Source organism: Reinekea thalattae (genome assembly GCF_008041945.1).
In the GTDB taxonomy this organism is placed as follows: Bacteria; Pseudomonadota; Gammaproteobacteria; order Pseudomonadales; family Natronospirillaceae; genus Reinekea; species Reinekea thalattae.
In genome coordinates this window covers 1-23703 of record NZ_VKAD01000002.1, presented here as the reverse complement: position 1 = coordinate 23703, position 23703 = coordinate 1, and the positions used below count along the sequence as shown (strand labels likewise).

The window sequence follows — 23703 nt, the reverse complement described above, 5'->3', positions numbered from 1 at the left end:
TCCGTTAGTTGGTCAAAAAAAGCGCGCGAATATTACCTTATGCGACGATTGCGAACAAATCAGCCGCGCATAATCTTCAACATTAACTGAATTATCCAGCCTTTATAGGGCGGGTAAAGCCATTTCAAGCTACTTATACGGCCTTTAGAAACAATCGGTTTAAGTTTCGATAAGCGCTGAAATCCATAAAAACCATGATATTGGCCAATGCCACTGGCACCAACACCACCAAAGGGTAGGTTTTCCATAGCAACATGAATCAAGGCTTCATTGAACAATAATGCGCCACTGTGCGTACCTTGCTCGAACAGAGGTTTCAACGCGCGATCAAAACCGAACACGTAAAGCGCCAATGGCCTTGGTCGGGCATTGATGTATTGCAAAGCTTCGGCTCTTTCGTTGTAGCCTACCACCGGCAAAATCGGCCCAAAAATTTCTTCAGTCATGAGTTCACAACCTGCTGGTGCATCCTTGACCAAAACTGGCGGAAACTTAGTGCCATAGCCTTCAAAACTGATGTCGTTTTCAAAAGCATCACTGTCTTCTAGGTTTCCTGACTGACCAACAATATAAAGAGTTGCACCCTGTGCTTTAGCGTCGTTTAACAGATGGATTAAACGCTGCCGTTGGCGCTCATTAATGATGCTGGAGAAATCATCGTTATCACGAATATCAGCGTACTGGCGTTTTGTTTCGGCGATATAGTGCTGAATAAAATCGTCAATCGACTCTTCTGGGCACAATACATAATCGGGCGCGACACAGGTTTGCCCTGCGTTCATCGACTTAGCAAAAACTAACCGTTGCGCGGCCTCAGCCATACCAATAGAACGGTCGATCACCGCTGGGCTTTTACCGCCTAATTCAAGAGTTACTGGAGTCAGGTTATCGCTCGCAGCTCGCATAACGTGCTTGCCCACAGCGGTTGAGCCGGTAAAAACCAGATGATCAAATGGCAAGGCACTAAAGGCTTGCGCTACTTCTGTTTCGCCATTAACGACGGTAATTAAGCCAGGCGTAAAGTAGGTTCGAATAAGCTGCTCAAACAGAGCAGCAAATTTTGGCGTAAATTCAGACAGCTTTACCATGGCGTGATTGCCTGCCGATAGCGCACCGACTAACGGGCCTATCGCCAAATAAAGCGGATAATTCCAAGGCACCATGATGCCGACAATACCAAGCGGCTGCGCTAGCACCTTGGCCGTTGCAGGCTGAAACAACCAATGCGGCATTTTATAGTCTGGTTTCATCCAGCCTTTAAGGTGACGAACCGCATCATTAATTGCCATAACGCTGGGAAGATATTCGGCAATCAGTGTTTCGTTTTTTGATCGACCGGCAAAATCCTCATCAATGGCGTCGCAAATTTCTGCTCGATTCTCTACCAGCATTTTTTTCAGTGTGCGCAGCCGCTTTTGCCGAACCGCAGCGCTAGCGTAAGGTTGGTCCCGGTATGCCTGATCTTGTTTAAGCAGCTGGTCAGCTAACTGTTGCTGCAATCTGTTTGATTGAGTCATTGCTATACCCTATTCATTCCAGTTTTTGTTGGTTCAGTCTGCATTTATCCAAGCTGCTATTTATTCAAAGCTAAGAACATCTAATCGACTTAGGTTATACAACGGAAGAAGTTCAACTGGAGCTGCGCAGCTGAAGTAGTTGAAAGCGAACATTGCCCGCGGTCTTGTCTTTTACGACAACAAATCCATTTGGCAGGTTAATCGGTTGCGTTTTCGGACTTTCAAGATAAACGTAGCCGCCATTGTTCAAGCAGTCTTGCTCTACTAACGCACTCAGCGTTTGATCCCAAAGCCCTAATGCAAATGGAGGGTCAACAAAAATCAAATCAACTTTGGTTGGCTGCTCAAGTAAAAAAGCTTGCGCTGTTTTTATATGAACCTGAGCCTCTGTTTCAGCCAAAACCGACAGCGATTGCTGAATACCTTGCGCCGCTAGGCGTTGCGGCTCAACAAAATCAACCTGCTTAGCTCCACGTGATAAGGCTTCCAAACCGAGAGCGCCGGTACCAGCAAATAGATCGACCACTGACATGCCAGCAAGTTCAAACTGCAGCCAATTAAACAGCGTTTCTCGAACGCGATCAGAGGTTGGTCGTAGGCCATCGAGCGCCGGAATACTGAGTTTTCGGCCGCGATGCTTACCACCAACAATTCTTAAAGTACCGCTTGCCGTTGAACGTGGCTGTGGATTTGAATGATTTTTTTTACGGCTGGATTTGCTCAATGAAGTAGTCTCGCGCACGATTAATAGAAGGCAAGGTTATGGCGTTTAAACGTTCGCCCTGCTCAGCAAAATAAGACAGTGGTAACTGATGCAATACTGCCGAAACGGCATAGCGATGAATCTGTTCTGCACTGCGCTGCGGCAACTGGGCCTGATCGATGTAAGCCGATAAGATCGGGGCCAATTCAGAATTATCAACCGGTTTTAAATCGGCAGGATCTACCGGAGCAGATAAAATCAAGAAGCTCGGTTTGGCGCGGTGATCCCAATGCAATTCGATTTGCTGTTTAGCTAGCCTTTGTTTAAGCACTTCACTCCAAAGCAAAAATGCTAGCTGCTGTTCGCTGCCCAAGGTAGGGCTGGCTATCGAGGTCGGCAAAGCTTGCACTGCCGCTCGGTAAGGTGCGCCAGATGCATTCAGTTCGGATTTTAACGACGACCAATGCTCAACAATGGCGCTATCGATATCGCCGCTCAAGACCAGTTTCATGGTTGCGTTTGCGGGTAACCACTGCTGTAAAAATAACCGCGCTTGCTCGATCGCTTCATCGCCCGCTGGGCTTTTAACTCTAATGACAAACCAACCTGCCTGACCTGTTGCAGAGACTTGCAATTGAGTCGGGACATCAACGCGCTCAACAGGAACCTGATCGCTGATTACCGTGACATAAAATTCAGCAGCGCCCGGTAAATAAACTGGGCAAACAGAGTTTAAGCAGTCGAACGCAAGCTCAGATAAACGCCACGAATCCGCCATAACCGGCTCGGTTATTGCCGAGTTGGTTGGCTCTGTTGTCGAAGCAATTGATTGAGTTGACTCAGTGGGCGACGCGGCTTGAGTCTTTTCCGCATCATTCTGCGCTGATTCATCTGGCCCTAAGCTGTTTAATAACGCAATCAGCGGGATGGTGATATACATGATGATCCAGAGTGTGCGTCGCTTAAAGTGAAACATTGAGCATCCGTTTTTAGTCCATTGATTCTGTGTTAATGTAGGCCACCTTCTAGAATAGTTTATTGGCACCTCTCACCATGTTCGGATTTTCAAAGCGTAAACACAAGAGCCCAGAACCACAAACCTCGAAACAACAGGCCTCGGAAGCACAGACTCAGGTCGGCAACGAGATGTCTAAAGCAGACACTGCAGTCGCACAAGCCAACTGGCTTAAACGAGTAAAATCTGGTTTGGGTAAAACCCGCGAGCAATTTACCAGCGGTATTAGCAGCGCTATTTTAGGTAAAAAGTCGCTCGATGAAGATACGCTAGAAAATCTCGAAATGCTGTTGCTGACTGCCGATGTTGGCATTGAGGCAACCGAACAGATACTCAGCACGGTGACAGCTCGGCTATCTCGCAAAGAGCTAAACGCTGGTGACGATGCCATTATGCAAGCGCTACGCGACACCATGATTGAATTACTCACACCGGTTGAAGCGCCCTTGGTTATCGACACTAATCACAAGCCGTACGTCATTTTAGTGGTTGGCGTCAACGGTGTCGGCAAAACCACAACCATTGGTAAGATGAGCAAGCGCTTTCAGTCTGAAGGCCATTCTGTCATGTTGGCCGCTGGTGATACCTTCCGTGCTGCGGCAGTTGAACAGCTACAAACCTGGGGCGAGCGAAACGACATTCCAGTTGTGGCACAACATACTGGCGCAGACAGCGCTTCGGTTATTTTTGACGCCGTTCAGGCCGCCAAAGCTCGCAACATAGACGTCATCATTGCCGATACTGCCGGACGTTTGCACAACAAAGACAATCTAATGACTGAGCTAGAAAAGGTGCAACGCGTTATCAAAAAACTTGATCAAGACGCGCCGCACGAAGTCTTGCTCGTGCTCGATGCTGGAACCGGACAGAATGCCGTCAATCAGGTACAAGCCTTTACTCAAGCAACACCACTGACCGGACTGGCGCTGACCAAGCTCGACGGCACCGCCAAAGGCGGCGTTATCTTTGCGCTGGCAAACAAGCAACCCATACCCGTTCGCTTTATTGGTGTTGGTGAGCAGGTTGAAGACCTAAACCGCTTCAAAGCAGAAGAATTTGTCGATGCACTGCTGGGTTTACAATAGCCATGATTCGATTCGAGCAAGTCAGTAAACGCTACGACGGCGGCCACGAGGCGCTATCAGGGTTGTCCTTCCATATCGAAAAGGGCGAACTGGCGTTTTTGACCGGCCGTTCTGGCGCAGGCAAAAGTACGCTGTTAAAACTGATTACTGCGATCGAAAAACCATCCTCCGGCTCGGTCCGAGTCGACGGCGCTTTGCTGAAAAACTACAACCGCCAAGATATTGCGCTTTATCGCCGTAAGCTGGGTATCATTCATCAAGACCACCAGCTGATGATGAACCATACGGTATTCGACAATGTCGCTCAGCCGCTGCTTATCACTGGCGAAAAACCCAACGATATGAAACGCCGCGTGCATGCCGCGTTGGACAAAGTCGGCTTGCTTAGCAAGGCGAGTTTCCGCCCGATTCAATTGTCTGGCGGTGAACAGCAAAGGGTCGGTATTGCTCGCGCTGTTGTGAAGCGCCCCATTCTTATTCTCGCCGATGAACCGACAGGTAACCTTGATCCGGCATTGTCTCAAGACATCATGACGTTGTTCGAGCAATTCAACGACTTAGGCACCACCGTTCTGATTGCCAGCCATGATTTGGGACTGATCGCGCGACTCAATTATCGTGTGCTATCGCTTAGCGACGGTAAACTGATGGACTCTCCTTTTGCGGCAGGCGGCGAATAAAATGGCCAATGCAAGAAAGAAAAAAGTAACGGCGAATCGCAAACGCTCGACGCAGTCCACAGGCTGGGATGTTTCTGGCTGGCTCAGGCATCATAAAAAGTGCGCCACTGAAGCTCTCAACTCACTGATAAGACAACCCATTTCCAGCGCTCTGACTTGGCTGGTGATTGCTATTGCGCTGATCCTACCTGCTCTGTTTTACATTGCCTTACAAGCGGTCGCACAACAAACCAGCCACTGGCAACAGGGCGGTCAAATCACTCTTTATCTCAACGATCAAACATCGCTAGAGCAAGGCCAAGCACTGACAACTGAACTGGCACAACGCCCAGAAGTCGTCAGCACCGACTACATCAGCAAGCAGCAAGCTTGGCAGGACTTCCGACCACTGATCAGCGAAAATACTGGCCTTGAGTTAAGCGATAACCCATTGCCAGCGAGCATCGTTGTCGTCCCTGCACTGCAAGATCGAGTCGATTTAGAGGCGTTAATTTTAACCTTGACTGACGTTCCTGAAATTGAAGATATCCAACTGGACTTGGCTTGGATTGAACGACTTAATCATTTGATGAGTATCGCCAAATCGATCGTAAACCTGCTCAGCGGCATGCTATCTATGGCTGTTTTGCTGATTGTTGGCAACACCATTCGACTGTCGGTGGAATCGAGTAAGGCCGATATTCAGATTATTAAGCTTTTGGGCGCCACTGACGCCTTTGTTCGCCGACCATTCCTGTATTTAGGTGCTTGGTATGGTTTATTTGGCGGATTAGCAGCCTCGCTGCTACTAACGCTGATCAGCGTAAATTTTCAGTCAACCCTAAAACCTTTTCTGGCTGGCTATGGTCTGAGTAGTCCAGCTATTTGGTTAAGCGCTAAAGAGTTATTGATCTTAGTGGCCTCGGCGATTGCGGTCAGTCTGCTTGGCGCCCGAATAGCCTTATGGAAACACTTGCGAGACACCGACCCTAAATAACATTAATAATTACTAAAATAAGCACTACAGAACCAAATCCATCGATTCTACGTATGTTTTGGTACAACTTTAAAGCCATTGTAAACAAACCTTTAATTAATGTTTGCTAACCCCATGTTTTATTCTCAGCTTTAGGGTTTAAACTAGGTTATTAGGGTTTAAACTAAGTACAGATCCGTCCTATAATGGTCGGCTGTAGCGAATTTCACGAAGCCCAATAAGGAGTGAATGTGAAACTAAATAATAGCGTTCCGACACTAGCACTAGATACATTATCACCAGGTCAAAATCTCGAAGCCTATATTCAAACGGTAAACACCTTCGAGCTACTTAGTGCAGAAGAAGAGAAAGAACTCGCTGAAAGTCTTTATTACGATGACGATCTATCAAGCGCTCGTCGCTTAGTTATGTCGCATCTACGCTTTGTCGTGCACATTGCAAAAACCTATTCTGGTTATGGTCTAAACCAAGGCGACCTAATCCAAGAAGGTAATGTTGGCCTAATGAAGGCGGTTCGTCGCTTCAACCCAGAAGTCGGCGTGCGTCTTGTATCTTTTGCCGTGCATTGGATCAAAGCTGAAATCCAAGAATACATCTTGCGCAACTGGCGTATTGTTAAAATCGCCACCACCAAGGCACAGCGTAAACTGTTCTTTAATTTACGCAGTTCAAAAAAACGCCTCGGTTGGTTAAACGAAACGGAAGCACAAGACATTGCTGACACCTTAGGCGTCACCAAAAAGACGGTGTACGACATGGAAGGCCGTCTAACAGCGTCCGATGCTGCTTTCGATGGCTTTAACGATGACGACGACGATGGCGTTGCTTTTCACCCTTCAGATTACCTGCAGGATGAGAACGACGACCCAGCCTTAACCGTTGAGCGCGCAAACTATACCGATGACGCACATGGTCAGCTGTTTACTGCACTTGAAGATCTGGATGATCGTTCACGCGACATTATCCAGCAGCGCTGGTTAAGTGATCAAAAGGCGACATTGCACGAATTAGCCGAAAAATACGGCGTTTCTGCTGAGCGTATCCGCCAGCTAGAGAAAAACGCCATGAATAAAGTGAAAAAGGTTATGAGCATCGATTTCTAATCGATCTAATCTGTCACTGATTGAACCCACGCCGATACTGTTATCGCTGTGGAATAAACCAAAAACCTAAGCCGCTTTTGCGGCTTTTTTATTGTGAAGCCTCCAATGACTCAAGAAAACATCGACTTTCCTCGCCGCATTAAAAGCTTTGTATTACGCGCTGCACGTATGACGGAAAGCCAGAAGCTCAGCTTAGACAATCATTGGAAGTCTTATGGCCTCAGCGTTAGCCAAGGCCCAATAAGCAGCCAACAGCTGTTTCAGCGAGAGGCCGATACAACGCTCGAAATCGGCTTCGGTATGGGTGACTCCCTTGTCGACATGGCCATTGCCGCACCAGAAAAAAACTTTATTGGCGTTGAGGTTCACTTACCGGGTGTTGGCCGCATGCTTAATCGAGTAGCCACTGAGAATGTAAACAACGTACGTTGCTACAAAGAAGATGCGATCGAAGTCCTGAATGACTGCATTGCCGATGGCAGCCTAAGCTGTGTACAGCTGTTTTTTCCAGATCCTTGGCATAAAAAGCGCCATCACAAACGACGCATTGTTAACGCCGAATTCGCCCAGCTGATTCGTCGTAAACTGAAAGCTGGCGGCACACTACATATGGCGACCGATTGGCAAAATTATGCCGAGCATATGTTAGAAGTCATGGATGCAGCCGAAGGCTTTAGTAATACCGCAGGCACTGGCCACTATTTACCTGCTCGACCTGAGCACCGCCCAGTCACTAAATTCGAAAAACGTGGCGAGCGCCTTGGTCACGGTGTTTGGGATTTAATCTACCAAAAAGATTAGACCGCAAACCCTAGCGGCGTGCGGACTTAATTTGCTCATAAGCTTGCTGAATTTGTTGCGTACGCTGCTTTGCCATCTCCATCATCGACTCAGGCAAGCCTTTGGCCAGTAACTTATCTGGATGGTGCTGACTCATCAGTCGACGATAGGCTTTTTTCACTTCGGCTTCAGATGCACTGGCCTCAACACCTAAGACTTTATAGGCATCCACCAACGCAGATGATGCCTGCTGGCGCTTAGTCTCACCCTGCCCCTGTTGCGATGAATAGCGCACCTGAATGCGCACACGCTGATGAATAATTTCAAACTGAATGGGGCTAATACTCAAATAGCGACTAATTTTAGCTAGCAGCTGGCGCTCAACGCTGTTGAGCTGGCCGTCGGCATAGGCTGCCATAAGCTGAATTTCTAAAAACATCTGGCTCAAGCCACTTTGTCGACCAATCACTTCCGCGAGATCCTGCAATAAGGGTTCAATCTGCGTTTCTGGTGATTTACCTTCGTTAAAAAGCCGCATCGCTTCTAATCGCTGAGACTCTTTCAATGCCATACGCGCCATAATTTTGCGCGCCATGTTGATTTCATGCTCAGTCACTCGGCCATCGGATTTCGCCATTCGGCCCATGACTTTGAACGTCGCCTGGAAAAAAACCGTTTGCAACATGCCTAATGATGCAGGCCGCTCAGGACCACTTATTCGTCGCCTCGTGGTTTGATCAAAGGCGTTACCCAGCAACAGGCCTAAGACCAACCCCAGAAAACTACCGCTATAAAAGCCTATCGTGGCGCCAATGATCTTACCTGCCCAATACTTCATAAAAACTGTACCAATATTCCTATAGAGAGATTATTTAAAGCTAGATAGCTTATTTAGACCTAGAAAGTTTATTTAGAGCCCTAACTCTGAGTTTTGTTCGGCCAATGCCTTAGCATTCAGGCAATCAATCACATTTTTTACGTCGCCAAAATCACCTTGCCTCATGCGTTCAGACAAGAATTTGGTTATGATCTTACCTTTATCCAGACAAGAATTTCTGTGCGACGACATACACTCCAAAAAACCTGCCTTGTGCTTACCTCTCAGGTGCTGTTAACGGTCAATGCTGAACCGATAACACAAACCGACTGGAAAGCATGGCAGTCACTTTCAGACGATGAAAAAGCCAATGTCGCACCCTATTGTAGCGGCCGCTTTGTGGCACCGGTTATCGAAACACCCGAGATCGTCAAAGGCGGTAAAACCTACATCCTTTTCGACCAAGATAACAGCGATGCCGAGCAAAACCATCATTTGACTGGCGATATTAAAATTTATTCCGAGCAGGGTGTTGCCAATTCTGATCAAGCTTATTACTCAGTTGCAAACCAGCAGAGTGAGCTTTCCGGCAACGTGGCTATTCGCACACCCGACAATGGTATCAGCGGCAGCGATGCTACGCTCAGTTTGGAAGATTATTACGCGATCATCAACAATGCGCAGTTTGTGCTCTACCAACAAAACTTACACGGCGAAGCAAACCAAATTGAACGCACTCAAGCCGATGCTTTTAATGCCAACGGCATTACCTTTACTCGCTGCGCGCCCAGCTCTGACGCTTGGAACATTAAAGCCAGCAGCCTTACTATCGATAGTGAAGAAGGCTTAGCCACCGCTTGGAACGCACGCTTCGAAGTAAAGAACATTCCTGTTTTGTACACGCCTTACATCAGCTTCCCTATCGATGATCGACCAAGAACAGGCCTGTTAACGCCTACATTGGGTAGTAAAACGACACTGCCCTATTACATCAATTTAGCGCCCAACTACGACGATACAATCACGCCAGTCATCACCTCAGATAACGGCAGTGTGCTGCGTAATGAGTTCCGCTTTTTAACCAAACAGCATAGCGGCACCAACCAAATTGATTACCAGGTTATTCAAGCTGATAGCAGCGATGATCGACGCTGGTCGATTTCGCACGAGCAAGAAGGCTCAATTATCGGTGGCATCGAATACCAGTTCGATAGCCGCTGGGTCAGTGATATTAATTTTGACCCAGCCTATTACTCAGGGTCTGATTCTGTCGACTACCAAACGCTGTCACTGGATTTAAGTAAATCGGTTGCATCATTGAACAATAAGTTGGCGATCGATTACAGCCGCCCCGTCGATGACAGCAGCGAAGACTTTGAGACTTACAGCATTCAACTAAGTAACAGCAACAGTAGGTTCAGCAGCAGCCTGTTGTTTGAAGAACAAGAAGAGTATGAACCTACCAGCGACGCCAGTGCCAGCGATTATGACTATCTACGCGCGCCAGAGTTCGCTTTATCGTTAACGCCTAACAGCACCATTTTAGGCTTTGATCAGGTCGAAAAATTTCGCTTAGGTTACTTTAGCCGTGGCCTCTCCGATAGCCAGCTAAATAGTCTTGCGAGCAACGAATTAGACTATGCAACCGAAGCATTTCGCAGTTACGCATCACTTTCCTTGAGTAGAGACTACCTAGCCAGCTCCAAAAGTTATTTCAAACCTAAGTTCGAAGTATTTGCGAGTCAATACAGCCTAACTAACGATCAAGGCTTAGACCTAAACAGCGAATACGGTGCAGAGCAAGTCAGCCAATATGCTGGTCGCGCCAGCTTAGATATAGGCACCAGCTATGGCGATAAACACGTTGTTTCACCGCGACTTTATTACGCCTATGCGCCGCTGACCGACCAAGACGGCCCTATTTTAGACAGTGAAGAAGCCACCAGCTTTGCTCTTTTTACCGCCAGTCGTTTTTCAGGTTACGATCGGGTTGGCGACATGAACCGCCTCGCCACCAGCCTAGCTTACCGCTATCAGGCAAACGGCAATGCAGAGTTCTTTAGCGCTAGTATGAGCAAAGGCATTCAGCTGTCTCAAGAAAGGTTGACCGAAACCGGTGTCGATAGCATTGATGAAGATTGGCAGCCAGTATGGAGCGATTGGTTTGCAACTCTGGGCTATCAACCGAATTCTCAATGGACATTCAGCGCCGATGCCGCGCTTGAGCATGACGCTGAAACGTTCAGCAGCTATGGCCTAACAGCCCACTATAAACCGACGGATAAGGTATTTGGTTACTTTGAAGCGGAACGCGAAGAAGATGACGATGAAGACAGTGATGATTACGGCACCACGTTCGACTATCTAAAAGCTGGTGCTTACTTCCCTGTCAGGTATAACGTTGCGCTTATCGGTTACGCCAGTTTTGAAAAAGAAGCGCAAGAAAGCCCAAACGCCTACCAGTTTAACGACATACTGTACGGCCTAGAATACGATAATTGCTGCTGGAATGTACGCTTAGCAGCATTAGAATCTGCTGCTGACGACGATGACAGCGACTCGTTTTACCCAGAAGAAACCGAGTGGGAGTTTTATTTTGAACTGACCCTCAAAGGCATCAATTCGGGTAGCGGCAACATTGAATCAATATTAAACAGCCTCGATTTTGGATATGCAGGCCGTCTCTTTAACTATCAATGACAGATTTAACTACCCATGACAGAGCCTAAAATGACTAAACTGTTTCGATCAAACGCAACATACCGAACTCACTCGTTAGCGAGCCAATGCTTTATCGCTATTTGCGCGTTACTGTTCAGTGCCACCAGCCAAGCGGTCTTGCTCGATCGTATTATTGTTGTCGCTAACGATGACGTCATTACGGCGCAAGAACTCGATAACCGCTTAAACTTTATTAAAGACCAATACCGTGCCGCGCCGAACCGACTGCCTGATGATGAATCATTAAAAGCGCAGCTATTGGATACGCTGATTTTAGAGTCACTGCAATTGCAACTGGCTAAAAAATCACGAATTATCATTCCTGACCAAACCATTGATAACACCATCGCCAGCATTGCTGCGCGACAAAATATGAACGTCGCTCAATATTATCAGCAACTCAATGCACGCGGATTTTCAGAGCAAGCGATCCGAGAACAGATCAGCAATGAACTGACCATTGCAGAATTGCAGAAGCAAATCATCAGCCGACAAATTTATGTATCCGATGCGGAAGTTGATCGCTTTTTACAAACTCAATCCGGCCAATCCTTTACCGAAACGCAATATCAATTGAGCTATTTGCGTTTTGACAGCAGCCAGCGCACACAAGCTGAACAGCTGGTCGCAGAACTCAACAAGGGTGCCAAATTAATCGATCAAGACAACGCCCGTGATTTGGGCATGCGCAAACTGGCGGATATACCGTCCTTGTTTCGAACGCTGGTACCGGTTTTAAACGACAACGAAGCCGTTATTGTTGAGCGTAATGGCGCCTTGCACCTCGCCCAACTGACGAACAAATCAGAAGTCCGTTCACTGAATATCAAAGAGTATTCTATTCGTCATATCTTGATCAAAACCGACATCGTGTTTGACGACGCCGCCGCACAATCACTGCTAGAAGAATTACGAGCTCGTATTTTAGCGGGCGAGTCGATGGCAGAATTAGCCGATGAATTCAGCCAGGACGACGGTAGTAAAGGCCTTGGCGGCTTGCTCGGCTGGAGTCGACTGGACAGCTACGTGTCTGAATTTGCCGAAGCTGCATTAAACACCCAGCAGGGTGAGCTTTCTGAAATTTTTAAATCGCCATTTGGCTTTCATATTTTACGCGTGGAAGGCAGTCGCGATCGTGATGTCAGTATCGATGTTGTACGCCAGCAAGTACGCAATCAGCTAGGCCAACAACGTTACAACGATGCGCTAGAGCGCTGGCAATCTGAACTACGTGCGGAGTCTTTCGTTGAGTATCGCTAATCCTTGCAAACCTGCTAACCCTGACAAACCCTTAGTCATCACCTCTGGTGAGCCAGCTGGTATCGGCCCTGATGTTTGTTTATTGCAGGCTGCTCAAGGTTTTCCGAGAGCAACCGCGGTCATCGCGAACTTAGAGCTAATGCAACAGCGCGCCTCTGAGTTGGGTATCGAGGTCACAGTTAAAAAAATCGACCGCTCTGAGCTTGCAAACCTGAGCAACCAGGCGGGTGTGCTTGCTATTTTGGACATTCCACTTGATCAGCCAGTTATCACCGGCCAGCTCAACAAAGCCAATAGCCGTTATGTCATTCAGATGCTCGACCTTGCCATAGAGCTTGCCAACAACCAAACAGTCTCAGCGATTGTTACCGGCCCCGTGCATAAGGGTGTTATCAACGACGGCGGTTTAGCCTTTACTGGTCACACCGAATATTTGCGCGATCAATGCGGCGTCGAAGAAGTTGTGATGATGCTGGCGACAGAAGGATTGCGAGTCGCATTAGTAACGACGCACTTACCGCTAAAAGATGTCAGTGCCGCCATTACGCAGGATAAAATTCAACGTGTCTGCCGTATTTTACACAACGACCTGATCCATCAGTTTGGTTGCGAGCAACCAACTATTTTAGTCACTGGGCTCAACCCACACGCCGGTGAAGACGGCCATCTTGGCTATGAAGAAATCGACACCATTATTCCTGCACTTAAAGCGTTGCATCAGCAAGGCATTCGCACTCAAGGCCCATTACCAGCAGATACTCTATTCCAGCCACATTATCTAGAAAATGCCGACGCGGTACTTGCCATGTATCACGATCAGGGCTTACCAGTTTTAAAGTACAAAGGCTTTGGTAATGCCGTCAACATAACCCTTGGGCTACCATTTATTCGAACCTCGGTGGATCATGGTACGGCACTGGATATTGCAGGCTCCGGTCGAGCCGATACCGGTTCTCTCTATACCGCACTAAACTATGCTCACAGCATGGCGCAACAGCAGCAACTAAAACAGCAGGAACAACGACATGCATAAAGCGCGTAAACGATTTGGTCAGAATTTTTTAAACGATCACCATGTGATTGATCGAATCGTTAAAAGCATTAACCCAACTGTTGGCCAACACCTTATAGAAATTGGTCCGGGGCGTGGTGCCATTACCGAGCCGTTACTACAAGCACTCGACGGACATCTTGACGTTATCGAATTGGACCGAGATTTAATCCCCATTTTAAAAGCTCAGTTTTTCCGATACGAAGGTCTAGAGATTCATGAAGCCGATGCGCTGAAATTTGATTTTGCATCCTTAGCACAGGATGACCGACCTTTACGTTTAGTCGGCAACCTGCCCTATAACATTTCAACGCCATTAATGTTTCGGTTGCTGGAGTTTTCAGAACTGATCAGTGATATGCACTTTATGTTGCAAAAAGAAGTGGTCGAGCGCCTATGTGCTGCTCCTGGCGACAGCGCTTATGGCCGTTTAGGTATCATGATGCAGTATCGCTGCGAAGCTCGCTATTTATTTACTGTACCACCGGGTTCTTTCAGTCCAGCACCCAAAGTCGACTCGGCTATTGTGAAATTAACACCTCGAAAAGAGCTGCCTTATAAAGCAGAAAATTTTCAGTTATTCGCACAGGTTGTAAAAGCCGCCTTTGCTCAACGACGCAAGACTCTTAGGAACAACCTTAAAGGTCTTATCGATGAGCAAGCACTTACCAATATCGATATTAATCCTAGTGTTAGAGCAGAGACACTCGACATCGAAAGCTTTGTTCGCATTGCTAACGCCATGCACGAGAGCGCGCAATGAGTCTATATGCCGTCGGTGATTTACACGGCTGTGTTGAGCCACTTAAGCGACTGTTGGATCATGTTAAGTTCGACCCAAGCAACGACCAGCTTTGGCTCACTGGCGACTTAGTCTGTCGCGGCCCCGACTCTATAGGCACGCTAGAATATGTTCGATCCTTAGGTGATGCCGCCCAAACCGTACTCGGCAATCACGACCTGCATCTTCTGGCCTGTTATGAAGCCTTACCTGCGAAAGCAAGCTCAGAAATTCGTAATATTTTAAAACAGCCTAACGCCGCAGAATTGTTAGCCTGGCTCATTGAGCAACCCATGCTGGTGCAAGACGAGCAACGCAAGCTGATCATGACCCACGCGGGGATTCCACCTCAGTGGTCGGATAAAAAAGCGATAAAACGGGCTCGCGAAGCCGAGTCCTGCTTTGCCGATAAAAACGCTCGCTACGAATTTTTTAAACAGATGTATGGCCAAAGCCCGAATCGTTGGTCCGGTAAACTGATTGGTCACAACCGTTTACGCTATATCGTTAATGCTTTCACCCGCATGCGGTTTTGCGATGCAAACGGCAAGCTCGATTTCAAAGCCAAGTCGTCACCACAAAAGGCCCCGTTAGGTATGTTGCCTTGGTATGAATGGCCCGCGAATAAACGCGAGCACCGACTTATCTTTGGTCACTGGGCTGCACTCATGGGTATCACTCATAATTACAACATGATCGGCTTAGATACCGGTTACGCTTGGGGTAATTACCTGACGCTGATGAATATGGATAACAGCACTCGCTATATTTGTGATGCTAAAGGCGACATAGCACAACTAAGCCAGTCTGCCTTTGATGAATTGTCGACCCATTAGTGTTTTCAGAACAGCGCCATTGACCCATACAGACAAGCCGATTAGTCTCAGCTTAACGCTGCTATGCAGCACTCTTTTGAAATCTAGGGGATTCAATGAACAAGCTATTTTTTGCATCCGCAGCACTCGTCCTGGCTGCCAGTACTCAGGCCGCTACCGTTAAACAGGCAGGCATAATGTCCGACTATCTGTTCCGCGGTATCAGCCAAACCAATCACGATATCGGCGTTTATGTTAAAGCGACTAACACCAACAAAAATGCCTATTCCAGCATACGCTTTATAAATATTAATGCTTCAGAAGAAGCCGAAGGCGTTCCTGTCGAGATGGATGTCAACTTTGGTTACAACATGCAGTTCGATGACTTCAATATCGATTTAGAAGTCATTACCTACAACTATCTTGTTGACACTCGAAGCGATGAGACCGAATTTAAAATTGGCACCTCACTGAATAATGTCTTAGATATTAATTTATACCGTGGTATCAAACGAAATACTTGGTATCCAGAATTAGTATTGGAAAAATACTTATCTAACCGTCTATATCTCGACGCCAGCGCTGGCGTTTGGCTAAAAGATGACGTAGATGATATCGGCATTACTGGTCACGTTGAACTCGGCCGCGATTTCCCAGAACTGTACGGCATTGATATTTACGTTGGTGCAAGTGCGATTTCGGACAGCACGCCGTTTGGCGGTGAATACGATCAAGACGAAGAAGACATCAACTACCTATTTGGCCTACGCAAAAACTTTTAATCGCCAAGCTAATAAAAGTTCTTCGCGACTAACCAAAAAAGCCAACATTAACGTTGGCTTTTTTATTGATCTGAAAGTGTACAAGAACATTCGCAATGGATTTTAATTACCAAGCCATCACAATATCTTCAACTTGCAGATTCAAACGTTCTGCGCCAATCGCCAATTCGGCAACAGCATAGTAGGGTTGAACTTGCTTCACTTCTGCGACTAATCGAGTATCTGAAATTTGCCAGAAATTATCACCTTCACGATTAAAACGTTCGCTGGTGCGGTAAACCGATAAATAGTCACCCGGACGCAAACCACTTTCAGCGCCGCTAGAAACATAAATACGATTACCGCTCACTTGCGCAATCGTCGCCATAAACGGCTGACACTGAACGGTTTCTTGTAAATCGGTCACTGCACGGTCGACTAACATACGAACCTGCTGGCCATAATCGGTGGTAAAAAACTTACCGGTGGCAAAACCGATTTCATCATGATTACGTTCATTCCATAAACCATAGGTTTTATAACGGCTCTGAAAAACTAACGCACCCGAATAACCATCATGAACAAATAGATCAAAAACAAAATGACGGGTTCGCTTAGCCTTGGTCACACCAACTTTTTTCAGCCATTTATCCCAACCATTGGCTCGCGGCGCATCCGGATTTTCCATGGCCATATCTCGAATCACACCAGAAACGACAAACTGAACACCCAAGTCTTTAGCCGTAGAAACTGCACGTGTTAGAGTCATTCTCGGTGATATTTGAGTTGGCGCATTAGCGATATTCGGATAAAGCGTCATGTAGTTTGCACTTAATGCTCGCGTACCCTGGCGGCCGTTTAAACCATTCACCAACAAAGCAGCAAGCGAGCGATCAACCGAACCTAAATGGCCTAAGGTAGCATGCTCCGGATGCTCCATTGCAAAGCCTGTAATGGCGACCGACTTGTGATAGCTATTGGCAACGACGTTGGCGCAAATTTGATTTGGCGAGACATCCGCCCGAATGACGACCTTGTACAGCGCCCCTTCACGACCTTCCGACAACACTTCGATATCGGTTACCTGTGCGGCGCTGTTAACTCGCAAGTAATCGACAGTCAGATTACCATTTTCCATCACCTGACTGCTTTTAACACTGGCGCTAACTTGCATTGAGGCATTTTCTATCGCATTGCGCATTGCATGGACTTTGGCGCTGTTTTCATCACCAAAGGTGATTTCAGAAACACCTTCTGCAATGACTTCTTTTGCAGAAACAGCCGGTATCGCCAAACAGCTAACCAGTAACAATTTAAATACGCTCTTGATAAATCGGCTCATACGCCTACCCCAATCTCTACGCTTTACAGTTCAGTAACTAACGAAATCAGCAAATACTATCATTGCTCAAGGCTGTCATTACTCAATGAAGTACAAGCCACTGCCTGTTGAGCTAACGCCCTGTGCTGACAAGCTGCTACGTGACAACGAATCTAAACTGTGTACCGCATCAGATGCACAGGTAGTGTTAGAACGACCTTCATTTTGACTGGCAAGACAGTTGCGGAAGCCTTCGTCAATAATCATTTCAACCATGGTCTCGTAACTGCCATCAGGCATCATTTCTTGATAAATAACGTTTGCACCCAAAATATTGGCATCAACAAAGGCGCGGTATTTATCGTTTTGAACAACTAGGTTTTCGACCGTTGAGTTACCGATAATTTTAGTTCCGTATACTCGTTCAGCGAGCGTACGATAAGCATCTAACTTAGATGCTCGCATTGCTAGTAAGCGCTTCTGCACTTCTGTAACACCGCGAGTTGCCGCATTAATAGCGCCATAACCAGTCACTTGAAGCACCATTGGCTCCATCGTTGGCATTTTTTCATTGATCTCTTGCACTTGAGAAACAATCGCATCAACTTTTTCTGCCTGCGCTTGCTCTTCTTTTTTTCCATTAGAACCGCAGCTTGCGGCGAATATTACCGCAGCAGAGACTGCCATTAGGCTTCGCATATTCATCTATCTACTCCGTTCAGAATGTTCTGAATAACTATGTTGCTTGATTTATCGGCTATCTAGAAAAAAGCCTTAGGTTTTATTTTTAATCATTCATTTAGAGTTCAAGCCACGCCTAAGCTGTCAATATGACAATAGATGTTTTTTGATAAAAACATTGATTTAGCTTTTACCTAGCGCCATTTCCCGCTAAGCTCAATGTAAATGTTACATAAACAAAGGGTTTAGTTATGAAACAGATACTGATGTCTTTTAGTGCGCTCGCGGCAGGGATTGCAATGGCCAGCCCTTATACCGGTAACGATGCAGCCTCTAATGCCATGGGTACAACTGGTGTTGCCTCGGCAAGCGCTACCAGCGCCACCAATTTTAACCCAGCAATGCTGGCTGAGAATCAAGACACCAATTTTGAGTTGTCATTATTTACCACTAAGGTTTATACAGACGATTCCGCAGGTCTAGTTGAAACTCTTGATGATATTCAAAATGTTATGAGTGATGCTGATTTCGACGCGTTTAATACCGCGATTGCTGGTGACGGCACAGAAGCAAGTATGTCTACTGTCATCAGTGACGTTACAGATAATACAACCGCCATAACCACCCTTGTTACTAGAATCCAAAGTGATGCTCAAAGTGGCAGTGTCGACCCATCAGATATCACTGCTCTAAATAACGAATCAGCATCTTTAACAACGAATACAACATTGCTAGACAGTAAGGTATCGGTAACGGATACCGAAGTCACAAACTTACAAAACATCGTTGACAGCTCAGCTACTGTTGATGGCTTACCGTTCCAAGTGGGCGTTGGTGAAAACTGGCTCGATGCAGCACTGCCCAACAACAATTTAAGTATGGCTGTCTCTGTTTCTACTAATCTCGTCATTGGTGCACAGGTGCTTCTGTCGGATGGAGATCAAACTACGTTAGACGCATTACTCCAAGACCTTGATGGCATGACAGATGAAGCATCGGTGCTTAGTGCTGAAATGGTAAAACTAGCCGCAGCAAATGAAGCCCTTACTGCACACATTAATGAACAGCCAGACGAAAACGACTATGCCGGAGGCGCCGCTTCCCAAGCTTATCAAGATGATTTAGCAGAGTGGGCCGATGAACTTGCAACTCTTAGTGATAATGTTGAGACACAAGCAGCTGAAGTCGAAACGGCAACAACGGCAGTCTCTAGTTACAACGGCACATACTTCACTAATGGTGAATTTGATGACTCTGCACTAGAAAACTTCGATAGTGAGATTGAGTTTATCGGTGCTCAAACGACTGAATTAGCCGTCGCCTTTGCTAAAAACGTCATTATTGCAGATACCGATGTTGCATTAGGAGTAACGCCAAAACTGCAAATGTTTACCGTATTTGAAAAGCGTATTGAACTTGACCTCATTAGCGATGAGTCTGATGAGATTTCAGACGACCCAGTTGGCTATTTCCAAGAAAACTCGACCACCCTATTACGCGGCAACCTCGACTTAGGCGCGGCAAAATCTTGGGACTACAAGGGCAAGCTTACTACCGGCTTAGCACTTAAAGATGTCATTCCATGGGATTTGGAAACCGACCAAGGCTCGACACTAAAAATCCGCCCTAAATTGCGTGCAGGTCTTGCGCACAGCACTACCTTTTCAACCTTAGCGATGGATTTAGACCTTACCGAAAACCAAGCCCTAAAATATGGTGTACCGACTCGTTATTTAGCCTTAGGTGGCGAATTAAAGGCTGGTAAACATGCCGCATTGCGCGCTGGCTACCGTAATAACTTAGCCGTCGATAGCAGCCATGTGGTTTCAACAGGCTTTGGTTTAACACCATTTGGCGTTGGTCTAGAGTTTAGTACTTGGGTACAGCCTGACGGCTTTAGCGAAGCTACCGAGTTTGTTAAAGACTTTGGTTTTGCGCTACAGGCATCAGCAAGCTTCTAAGCAAGCTAGAACAAACAGCCGTTTTAAATCAAAGCCCCTTTTTAGGGGCTTTGTTGTTTATACTGCTGCTACTTTTTTTTAGATAGAAACATTAAGCATGGAAACATATCTCGTTGGCGGTGCTGTCCGTGATGAACTTTTAGGCTTAACGATCAAAGATCGTGACTGGGTTGTGGTAGGCACAACACCTCAAAAGATGATCGACGCTGGTTTTAAACAGGTCGGCGCTGACTTTCCTGTATTTTTACACCCCAACACAAAAGAAGAATACGCACTCGCACGTACCGAGCGAAAGTCAGGTACTGGCTACAAAGGCTTTGAGGTGGTGTTTGATCAATCCATCACCCTAGAAGATGACTTATTACGCCGCGACCTCAGCATTAACGCTATCGCTAAAAGCCAAGATGGTAGGTTGATTGACCCTTACCAAGGAGTGCAAGACCTTAATGATCGAGTCTTACGGCATGTTTCGCCTGCGTTTAGTGAAGACCCATTGCGAGTATTACGTGTCGCTCGATTTGCGGCGCGCTTTAAACACTTAGGCTTTTCGGTACATCCTGACACCTTAGCCCTCATGACCGAAATGACCAACAATGGCGAGCTTGAACATTTAGTCGCCGAGCGGGTGTGGTCGGAAATGAGTCGCGCACTGGCGAGTAAAAACCCGGAAGAGTTTTTCTATTGCTTAAGGCAAGTAGGGGCGCTCAAGCTGATTTTCCCTGAACTAGACCGTCTCTTTGGCGTACCCCAACCTGAACGCTGGCACCCAGAAGTTGATACTGGCGTACACGCGTTGCTCGCCCTAAGTTATGCCCGCAGCCAAACAGATGACGAGGCAACCCTAATGGCGACTTTATGCCATGATCTAGGTAAGGGTTTAACTCCAGTCGATAAACTGCCTTCGCATATCGCTCACGAAAGCCGAGGTGCTGACTTGGTGCCCGCTATCGCAAAACGTATGAAGTGGCCGACAAAAACAGCGCGCCTGGTCGAAAACGTCGCCCGCTACCATACTCATTGTCATACCATTACACAGCTCAAGCCGAAGACGATCCTCAAGCTACTAAAAAATATTAACGCCTTACGTCAGCCTGAAGATCTTCACGGTTTTATCATTGCTTGCCAAGCCGATGCTCGCGGACGCACGGGTTTTGAAGCAACACCCTATCCACAAGGTGCTTTATTACAGAGTATGGCCGATGCTTGTCAGCAGGTTTCAGCTGAAAACTTTATTGCTCAAGGGCTAACGGGTAAGGCGATTGGCGAGGCTATCGATAAAGAACGCAGTCATCTAATCGGGGAAATTTTAGCCAACCACTCTAATGAATTGAGTGACTGACTTACACATATGTTAAAAAATGGCCATCTAATATATTCGCCTAGCGACCCCAGCCAGGTAGCAGAGTTTGCTCGAAACCAGCACTTTTTAAAATTCGAGCAACAATAAAATCAACCAAGTCCTCAACCCTTTTTGGTTGATGGTAAAAACCGGGAGAGGCTGGCAATATCACTGCTCCGGCGCGCTTCAATTTCAGCATATTCTCGAGATGAATTTCATGCAATGGTGTTTCTCTGGGCACTAAAATAAGTCGTCCTGACTCTTTTAGCACGACATCTGCAGCTCGCTCTATCAGGTTATCGCACTGGCCAGTAGCAATACTAGCTAACGAACCAGAAGAACAAGGGCAAACAATCATTGTGCTAGGAGCTCCAGAACCACTAGCCACAGGGCTCATCCAGTCGTCTCTGCCATAAATATCAAGCTTACCCTTCGCTGAAAGGTTCTGCCGAATGTAATCGGCAAGTTTAGCGTGATTAGTCGGCCATGCTTCGCCCTGCTCAACGGCTGCAACCATCATTGCAGCTTTAGAAACTAGCAGGTGCACATGCACCTGCTGATCCAACAGCACTTGCAATAACCGATGAGCATAGGGTGCGCCAGAGGCACCCGTGATCGCGAGTGTGACTTCTTTTATCATTATTTGCTCGGCACTCTAATTAAGCCTTCTTGTGTTGTGCTGGCAACTAATTGACCTGATTGATCAAAAATTTGCCCGCGTACGTAAGCCCGACCACCACCTGTTGTTGGTGCATCTGCGACATATAACAACCAATCATCCAAGCGGAATGGACGATGGAACCAGATGGCATGATCAAGGCTCGCAATAGTCAAGCCTGGATAAATTATCGACAAACCATGCGGCATCAGGGCGGTTTCTAAAAATCCATAATCGGTTGTGTAGGCTAACATTGATTGGTGCACCAACGGGCTATCGGGAAGCGCTGCGGTAGATCTTATCCACATATGGCGCTTACCAATACCGTGGCGAGGTCGAAATGGGTTTTGATTTTCTACTATGCGATATTCTATCGGTCTATCTGCTGTGAATAGATCGCGAATCGGTGCAGGAATTTCTTCTGCATGTTGCCGATAAATTTTCAACTCTGGTTCAAGCACTTCTGGGCCGGGAACGTTAGGCATGGAAACACTGTGCTCTAAGCCATCCTCATGCCCTTGGAAAGATACAGTCATCTCTAGGATAGGTTTTGAATTTTGGCTTGCGACAACACGACGAACACTAAAAGAGCCTCCATCCCTAACGTTTTCTACAGCAAACTCGATACTAAGCTTGGCATCTCCAGGACGAATAAAGTAGGTATGTAACGAATGTGGTTGGCGATCGGCAACTGTTTGGCTAGCGGCAGAAAGACTTTGACCGATAACCTGACCACCAAATAATTTTGGATAACCTAAATCTTGAGAGTGACCTCGAAAATGAGTCTCGTCTATGGATTCCAGTTCAAGAAGTTTAATTAAATTCTTTACTACTTCAGACATACCGCTCCCTTTACCACCTGATTTATTAACAATGCATATTTAAACAGACTAAAGCCTAATCTTATCAATAGAGTCAGTAAAGTAAGCTATGCAATAGGATGACTTTTGGCTGCATTGATCGACCAATTCATTATAATTACAACGCTCTAAATCTGACAGAAAGGCTTTAATAATGTCCACAACCGCACAAAGCGCCAAAGCTTGGCTAGAAGAAAAAAAACCTTCTCAGCAAGAAGTTGCTCAAATGATTGAAAAGCTGGAGCAGCGTATCGAAAAGTGGACCGGTGATGATGAAGAGATTCAAGGCTCAATCGAAGCAGCCGATGTATTACAAAGTCACCTTGAACAACTTTCAGCGCCTATTGAAAGCAATGCGGATGCTAAACTGGATACCACTTCACTTATCCCAGATGCTACGCCAGCCGACCTTGACCCCACAACCAAACGGCAATTATTTAACGATTTAAAAAATAAACTGCAAAGTTAGTTTTCACTTCTTATTCAAGCCGCTTTCTTGCTCTAGCTGAACTATCAGTTCAGTGTTCTCTACCTTGCCCAGCTCAAGAACTCGCTGCGCTCAAACACCTTCGCTAGGGCAGAGCTAGAGCGCCCTTTACTTTGAGTCAGCAACTTTATTATCTATTTGTTCTTTTTTATATCAGACTGTTTTTATCTGTTTTTCTACTATCCAAAGGTCACTGCAAGAACAGTCAGCAATGCGTGTTTATCGGCGAGTGTGTCTGAGCGCAGCGAGTTCTCGAGCCGGTAAGGGGCATTGCGGGCTGTCCATCACTACAACACTACAAACACGTTGCTTTCATTTGCCTTTATACCTT

22 protein-coding genes are annotated in these 23703 nt (G+C 46.6%); 14 read left to right on the top strand and 8 right to left on the bottom strand.

What is annotated here, in order from left to right; genetic code table 11:
* Nucleotides 1-59 precede the first annotated feature (59 nt).
* The 3 genes from FME95_RS10455 to FME95_RS10445 all read right to left on the bottom strand — a co-directional run bounded on the left by FME95_RS10455 (nt 60) and on the right by FME95_RS10445 (nt 3196).
* Nucleotides 60-1517 (bottom strand): coniferyl aldehyde dehydrogenase, encoded by a 1458-nt coding sequence (locus tag FME95_RS10455; protein ID WP_147714439.1) that lies wholly within the window; start codon nt 1515-1517, stop codon nt 60-62.
* A 112-nt stretch (nt 1518-1629) separates the two neighbouring features.
* Nucleotides 1630-2241, bottom strand: a complete 612-nt coding sequence (rsmD, locus tag FME95_RS10450) for a 16S rRNA (guanine(966)-N(2))-methyltransferase RsmD (RefSeq protein ID WP_147714438.1) — start codon at nt 2239-2241, stop codon at nt 1630-1632.
* Nucleotides 2222-3196, bottom strand: a complete 975-nt coding sequence (locus FME95_RS10445; RefSeq protein ID WP_147714437.1) for a peptidase M16 family protein — start codon at nt 3194-3196, stop codon at nt 2222-2224. Before FME95_RS10445 ends, rsmD begins: the two co-directional genes overlap by 20 nt.
* A 77-nt stretch (nt 3197-3273) precedes the next feature.
* On the opposite strand from FME95_RS10445, the gene ftsY reads away from it, so the two are divergent.
* From ftsY to trmB, 5 genes are all read left to right on the top strand, one after another.
* A complete protein-coding gene (gene ftsY / locus FME95_RS10440) occupies nt 3274-4320 on the top strand; it encodes a signal recognition particle-docking protein FtsY (protein WP_147714436.1) in 1047 nt (348 codons plus the stop codon).
* 2 nt (nt 4321-4322) lie between these two features.
* Nucleotides 4323-5000, top strand: coding sequence for a cell division ATP-binding protein FtsE (gene ftsE, locus FME95_RS10435; RefSeq protein WP_147714435.1), 678 nt, complete (start codon nt 4323-4325; stop codon nt 4998-5000).
* Between the two features lies 1 nt (nt 5001).
* Nucleotides 5002-5976, top strand: coding sequence for a permease-like cell division protein FtsX (gene ftsX / locus FME95_RS10430; RefSeq protein ID WP_147714434.1), 975 nt, complete (start codon nt 5002-5004; stop codon nt 5974-5976).
* 230 nt (nt 5977-6206) lie between these two features.
* The gene (gene rpoH / locus FME95_RS10425; RefSeq protein ID WP_147714433.1) at nt 6207-7079 is read left to right on the top strand and encodes an RNA polymerase sigma factor RpoH; all 873 of its coding nucleotides are present in this window, start codon (nt 6207-6209) and stop codon (nt 7077-7079) included.
* A 105-nt stretch (nt 7080-7184) separates the two neighbouring features.
* Nucleotides 7185-7880, top strand: a complete 696-nt coding sequence (gene trmB / locus FME95_RS10420) for a tRNA (guanosine(46)-N7)-methyltransferase TrmB (protein ID WP_147714432.1) — start codon at nt 7185-7187, stop codon at nt 7878-7880.
* A gap of 10 nt (nt 7881-7890) precedes the next feature.
* Here the strand turns inward: trmB and djlA are convergent, their stop codons facing one another.
* Nucleotides 7891-8697 carry a co-chaperone DjlA gene (djlA, locus tag FME95_RS10415; protein ID WP_147714431.1) on the bottom strand — a complete coding sequence of 269 codons (807 nt, stop codon included), beginning with the start codon at nt 8695-8697 and terminating at the stop codon, nt 7891-7893.
* A gap of 252 nt (nt 8698-8949) precedes the next feature.
* Between djlA and FME95_RS10410 the strand changes: the two genes are divergently transcribed.
* From FME95_RS10410 to FME95_RS10385, 6 genes are all read left to right on the top strand, one after another.
* Nucleotides 8950-11376: an LPS-assembly protein LptD gene (locus FME95_RS10410; protein WP_187265505.1), complete on the top strand. Its 2427-nt coding sequence runs from the start codon at nt 8950-8952 to the stop codon at nt 11374-11376.
* A 30-nt stretch (nt 11377-11406) separates the two neighbouring features.
* Nucleotides 11407-12657, top strand: coding sequence for a peptidylprolyl isomerase (locus FME95_RS10405; RefSeq protein WP_187265504.1), 1251 nt, complete (start codon nt 11407-11409; stop codon nt 12655-12657).
* Nucleotides 12644-13690, top strand: a complete 1047-nt coding sequence (gene pdxA, locus FME95_RS10400; protein WP_342783523.1) for a 4-hydroxythreonine-4-phosphate dehydrogenase PdxA — start codon at nt 12644-12646, stop codon at nt 13688-13690. The genes FME95_RS10405 and pdxA overlap by 14 nt, the downstream gene beginning before the upstream one ends.
* The gene (gene rsmA, locus FME95_RS10395) at nt 13683-14471 is read left to right on the top strand and encodes a 16S rRNA (adenine(1518)-N(6)/adenine(1519)-N(6))-dimethyltransferase RsmA (RefSeq protein ID WP_147714428.1); all 789 of its coding nucleotides are present in this window, start codon (nt 13683-13685) and stop codon (nt 14469-14471) included. The genes pdxA and rsmA overlap by 8 nt, the downstream gene beginning before the upstream one ends.
* On the top strand, nt 14468-15325 hold the full coding sequence (locus FME95_RS10390; RefSeq protein WP_147714427.1) for a symmetrical bis(5'-nucleosyl)-tetraphosphatase: 858 nt from the start codon (nt 14468-14470) through the stop codon (nt 15323-15325). Before rsmA ends, FME95_RS10390 begins: the two co-directional genes overlap by 4 nt.
* Nucleotides 15326-15420: 95 nt before the next feature.
* Nucleotides 15421-16086 carry a TorF family putative porin gene (locus FME95_RS10385; protein WP_147714426.1) on the top strand — a complete coding sequence of 222 codons (666 nt, stop codon included), beginning with the start codon at nt 15421-15423 and terminating at the stop codon, nt 16084-16086.
* 106 nt (nt 16087-16192) lie between these two features.
* Here the strand turns inward: FME95_RS10385 and FME95_RS10380 are convergent, their stop codons facing one another.
* Together FME95_RS10380 and FME95_RS10375 are read right to left on the bottom strand one after the other, a co-directional pair.
* Complete coding sequence (locus tag FME95_RS10380; RefSeq protein WP_147714425.1) at nt 16193-17407, bottom strand: flagellar assembly protein T N-terminal domain-containing protein; 1215 nt, start codon at nt 17405-17407, stop codon at nt 16193-16195.
* 78 nt (nt 17408-17485) lie between these two features.
* The gene (locus FME95_RS10375; RefSeq protein ID WP_147714424.1) at nt 17486-18091 is read right to left on the bottom strand and encodes an LPP20 family lipoprotein; all 606 of its coding nucleotides are present in this window, start codon (nt 18089-18091) and stop codon (nt 17486-17488) included.
* Between the two features lie 227 nt (nt 18092-18318).
* Here FME95_RS10375 and traF point away from each other — a divergent pair, with 227 nt between their 5' ends.
* Both traF and FME95_RS10365 read left to right on the top strand, forming a co-directional pair.
* Complete coding sequence (gene traF, locus FME95_RS10370) at nt 18319-20028, top strand: conjugal transfer protein TraF (protein WP_147714423.1); 1710 nt, start codon at nt 18319-18321, stop codon at nt 20026-20028.
* Between the two features lie 97 nt (nt 20029-20125).
* Nucleotides 20126-21367 carry a multifunctional CCA addition/repair protein gene (locus tag FME95_RS10365; protein ID WP_147714422.1) on the top strand — a complete coding sequence of 414 codons (1242 nt, stop codon included), beginning with the start codon at nt 20126-20128 and terminating at the stop codon, nt 21365-21367.
* A gap of 40 nt (nt 21368-21407) precedes the next feature.
* Here the strand turns inward: FME95_RS10365 and FME95_RS10360 are convergent, their stop codons facing one another.
* A complete protein-coding gene (locus FME95_RS10360) occupies nt 21408-22007 on the bottom strand; it encodes a flavin prenyltransferase UbiX (RefSeq protein WP_147714421.1) in 600 nt (199 codons plus the stop codon).
* Nucleotides 22007-22867, bottom strand: a complete 861-nt coding sequence (locus FME95_RS10355) for an acyl-CoA thioesterase (protein WP_147714420.1) — start codon at nt 22865-22867, stop codon at nt 22007-22009. The genes FME95_RS10360 and FME95_RS10355 overlap by 1 nt, the downstream gene beginning before the upstream one ends.
* Nucleotides 22868-23039: 172 nt before the next feature.
* Between FME95_RS10355 and FME95_RS10350 the strand changes: the two genes are divergently transcribed.
* Nucleotides 23040-23354, top strand: a complete 315-nt coding sequence (locus tag FME95_RS10350) for a hypothetical protein (protein WP_147714419.1) — start codon at nt 23040-23042, stop codon at nt 23352-23354.
* Nucleotides 23355-23703: the final 349 nt, after the last annotated feature.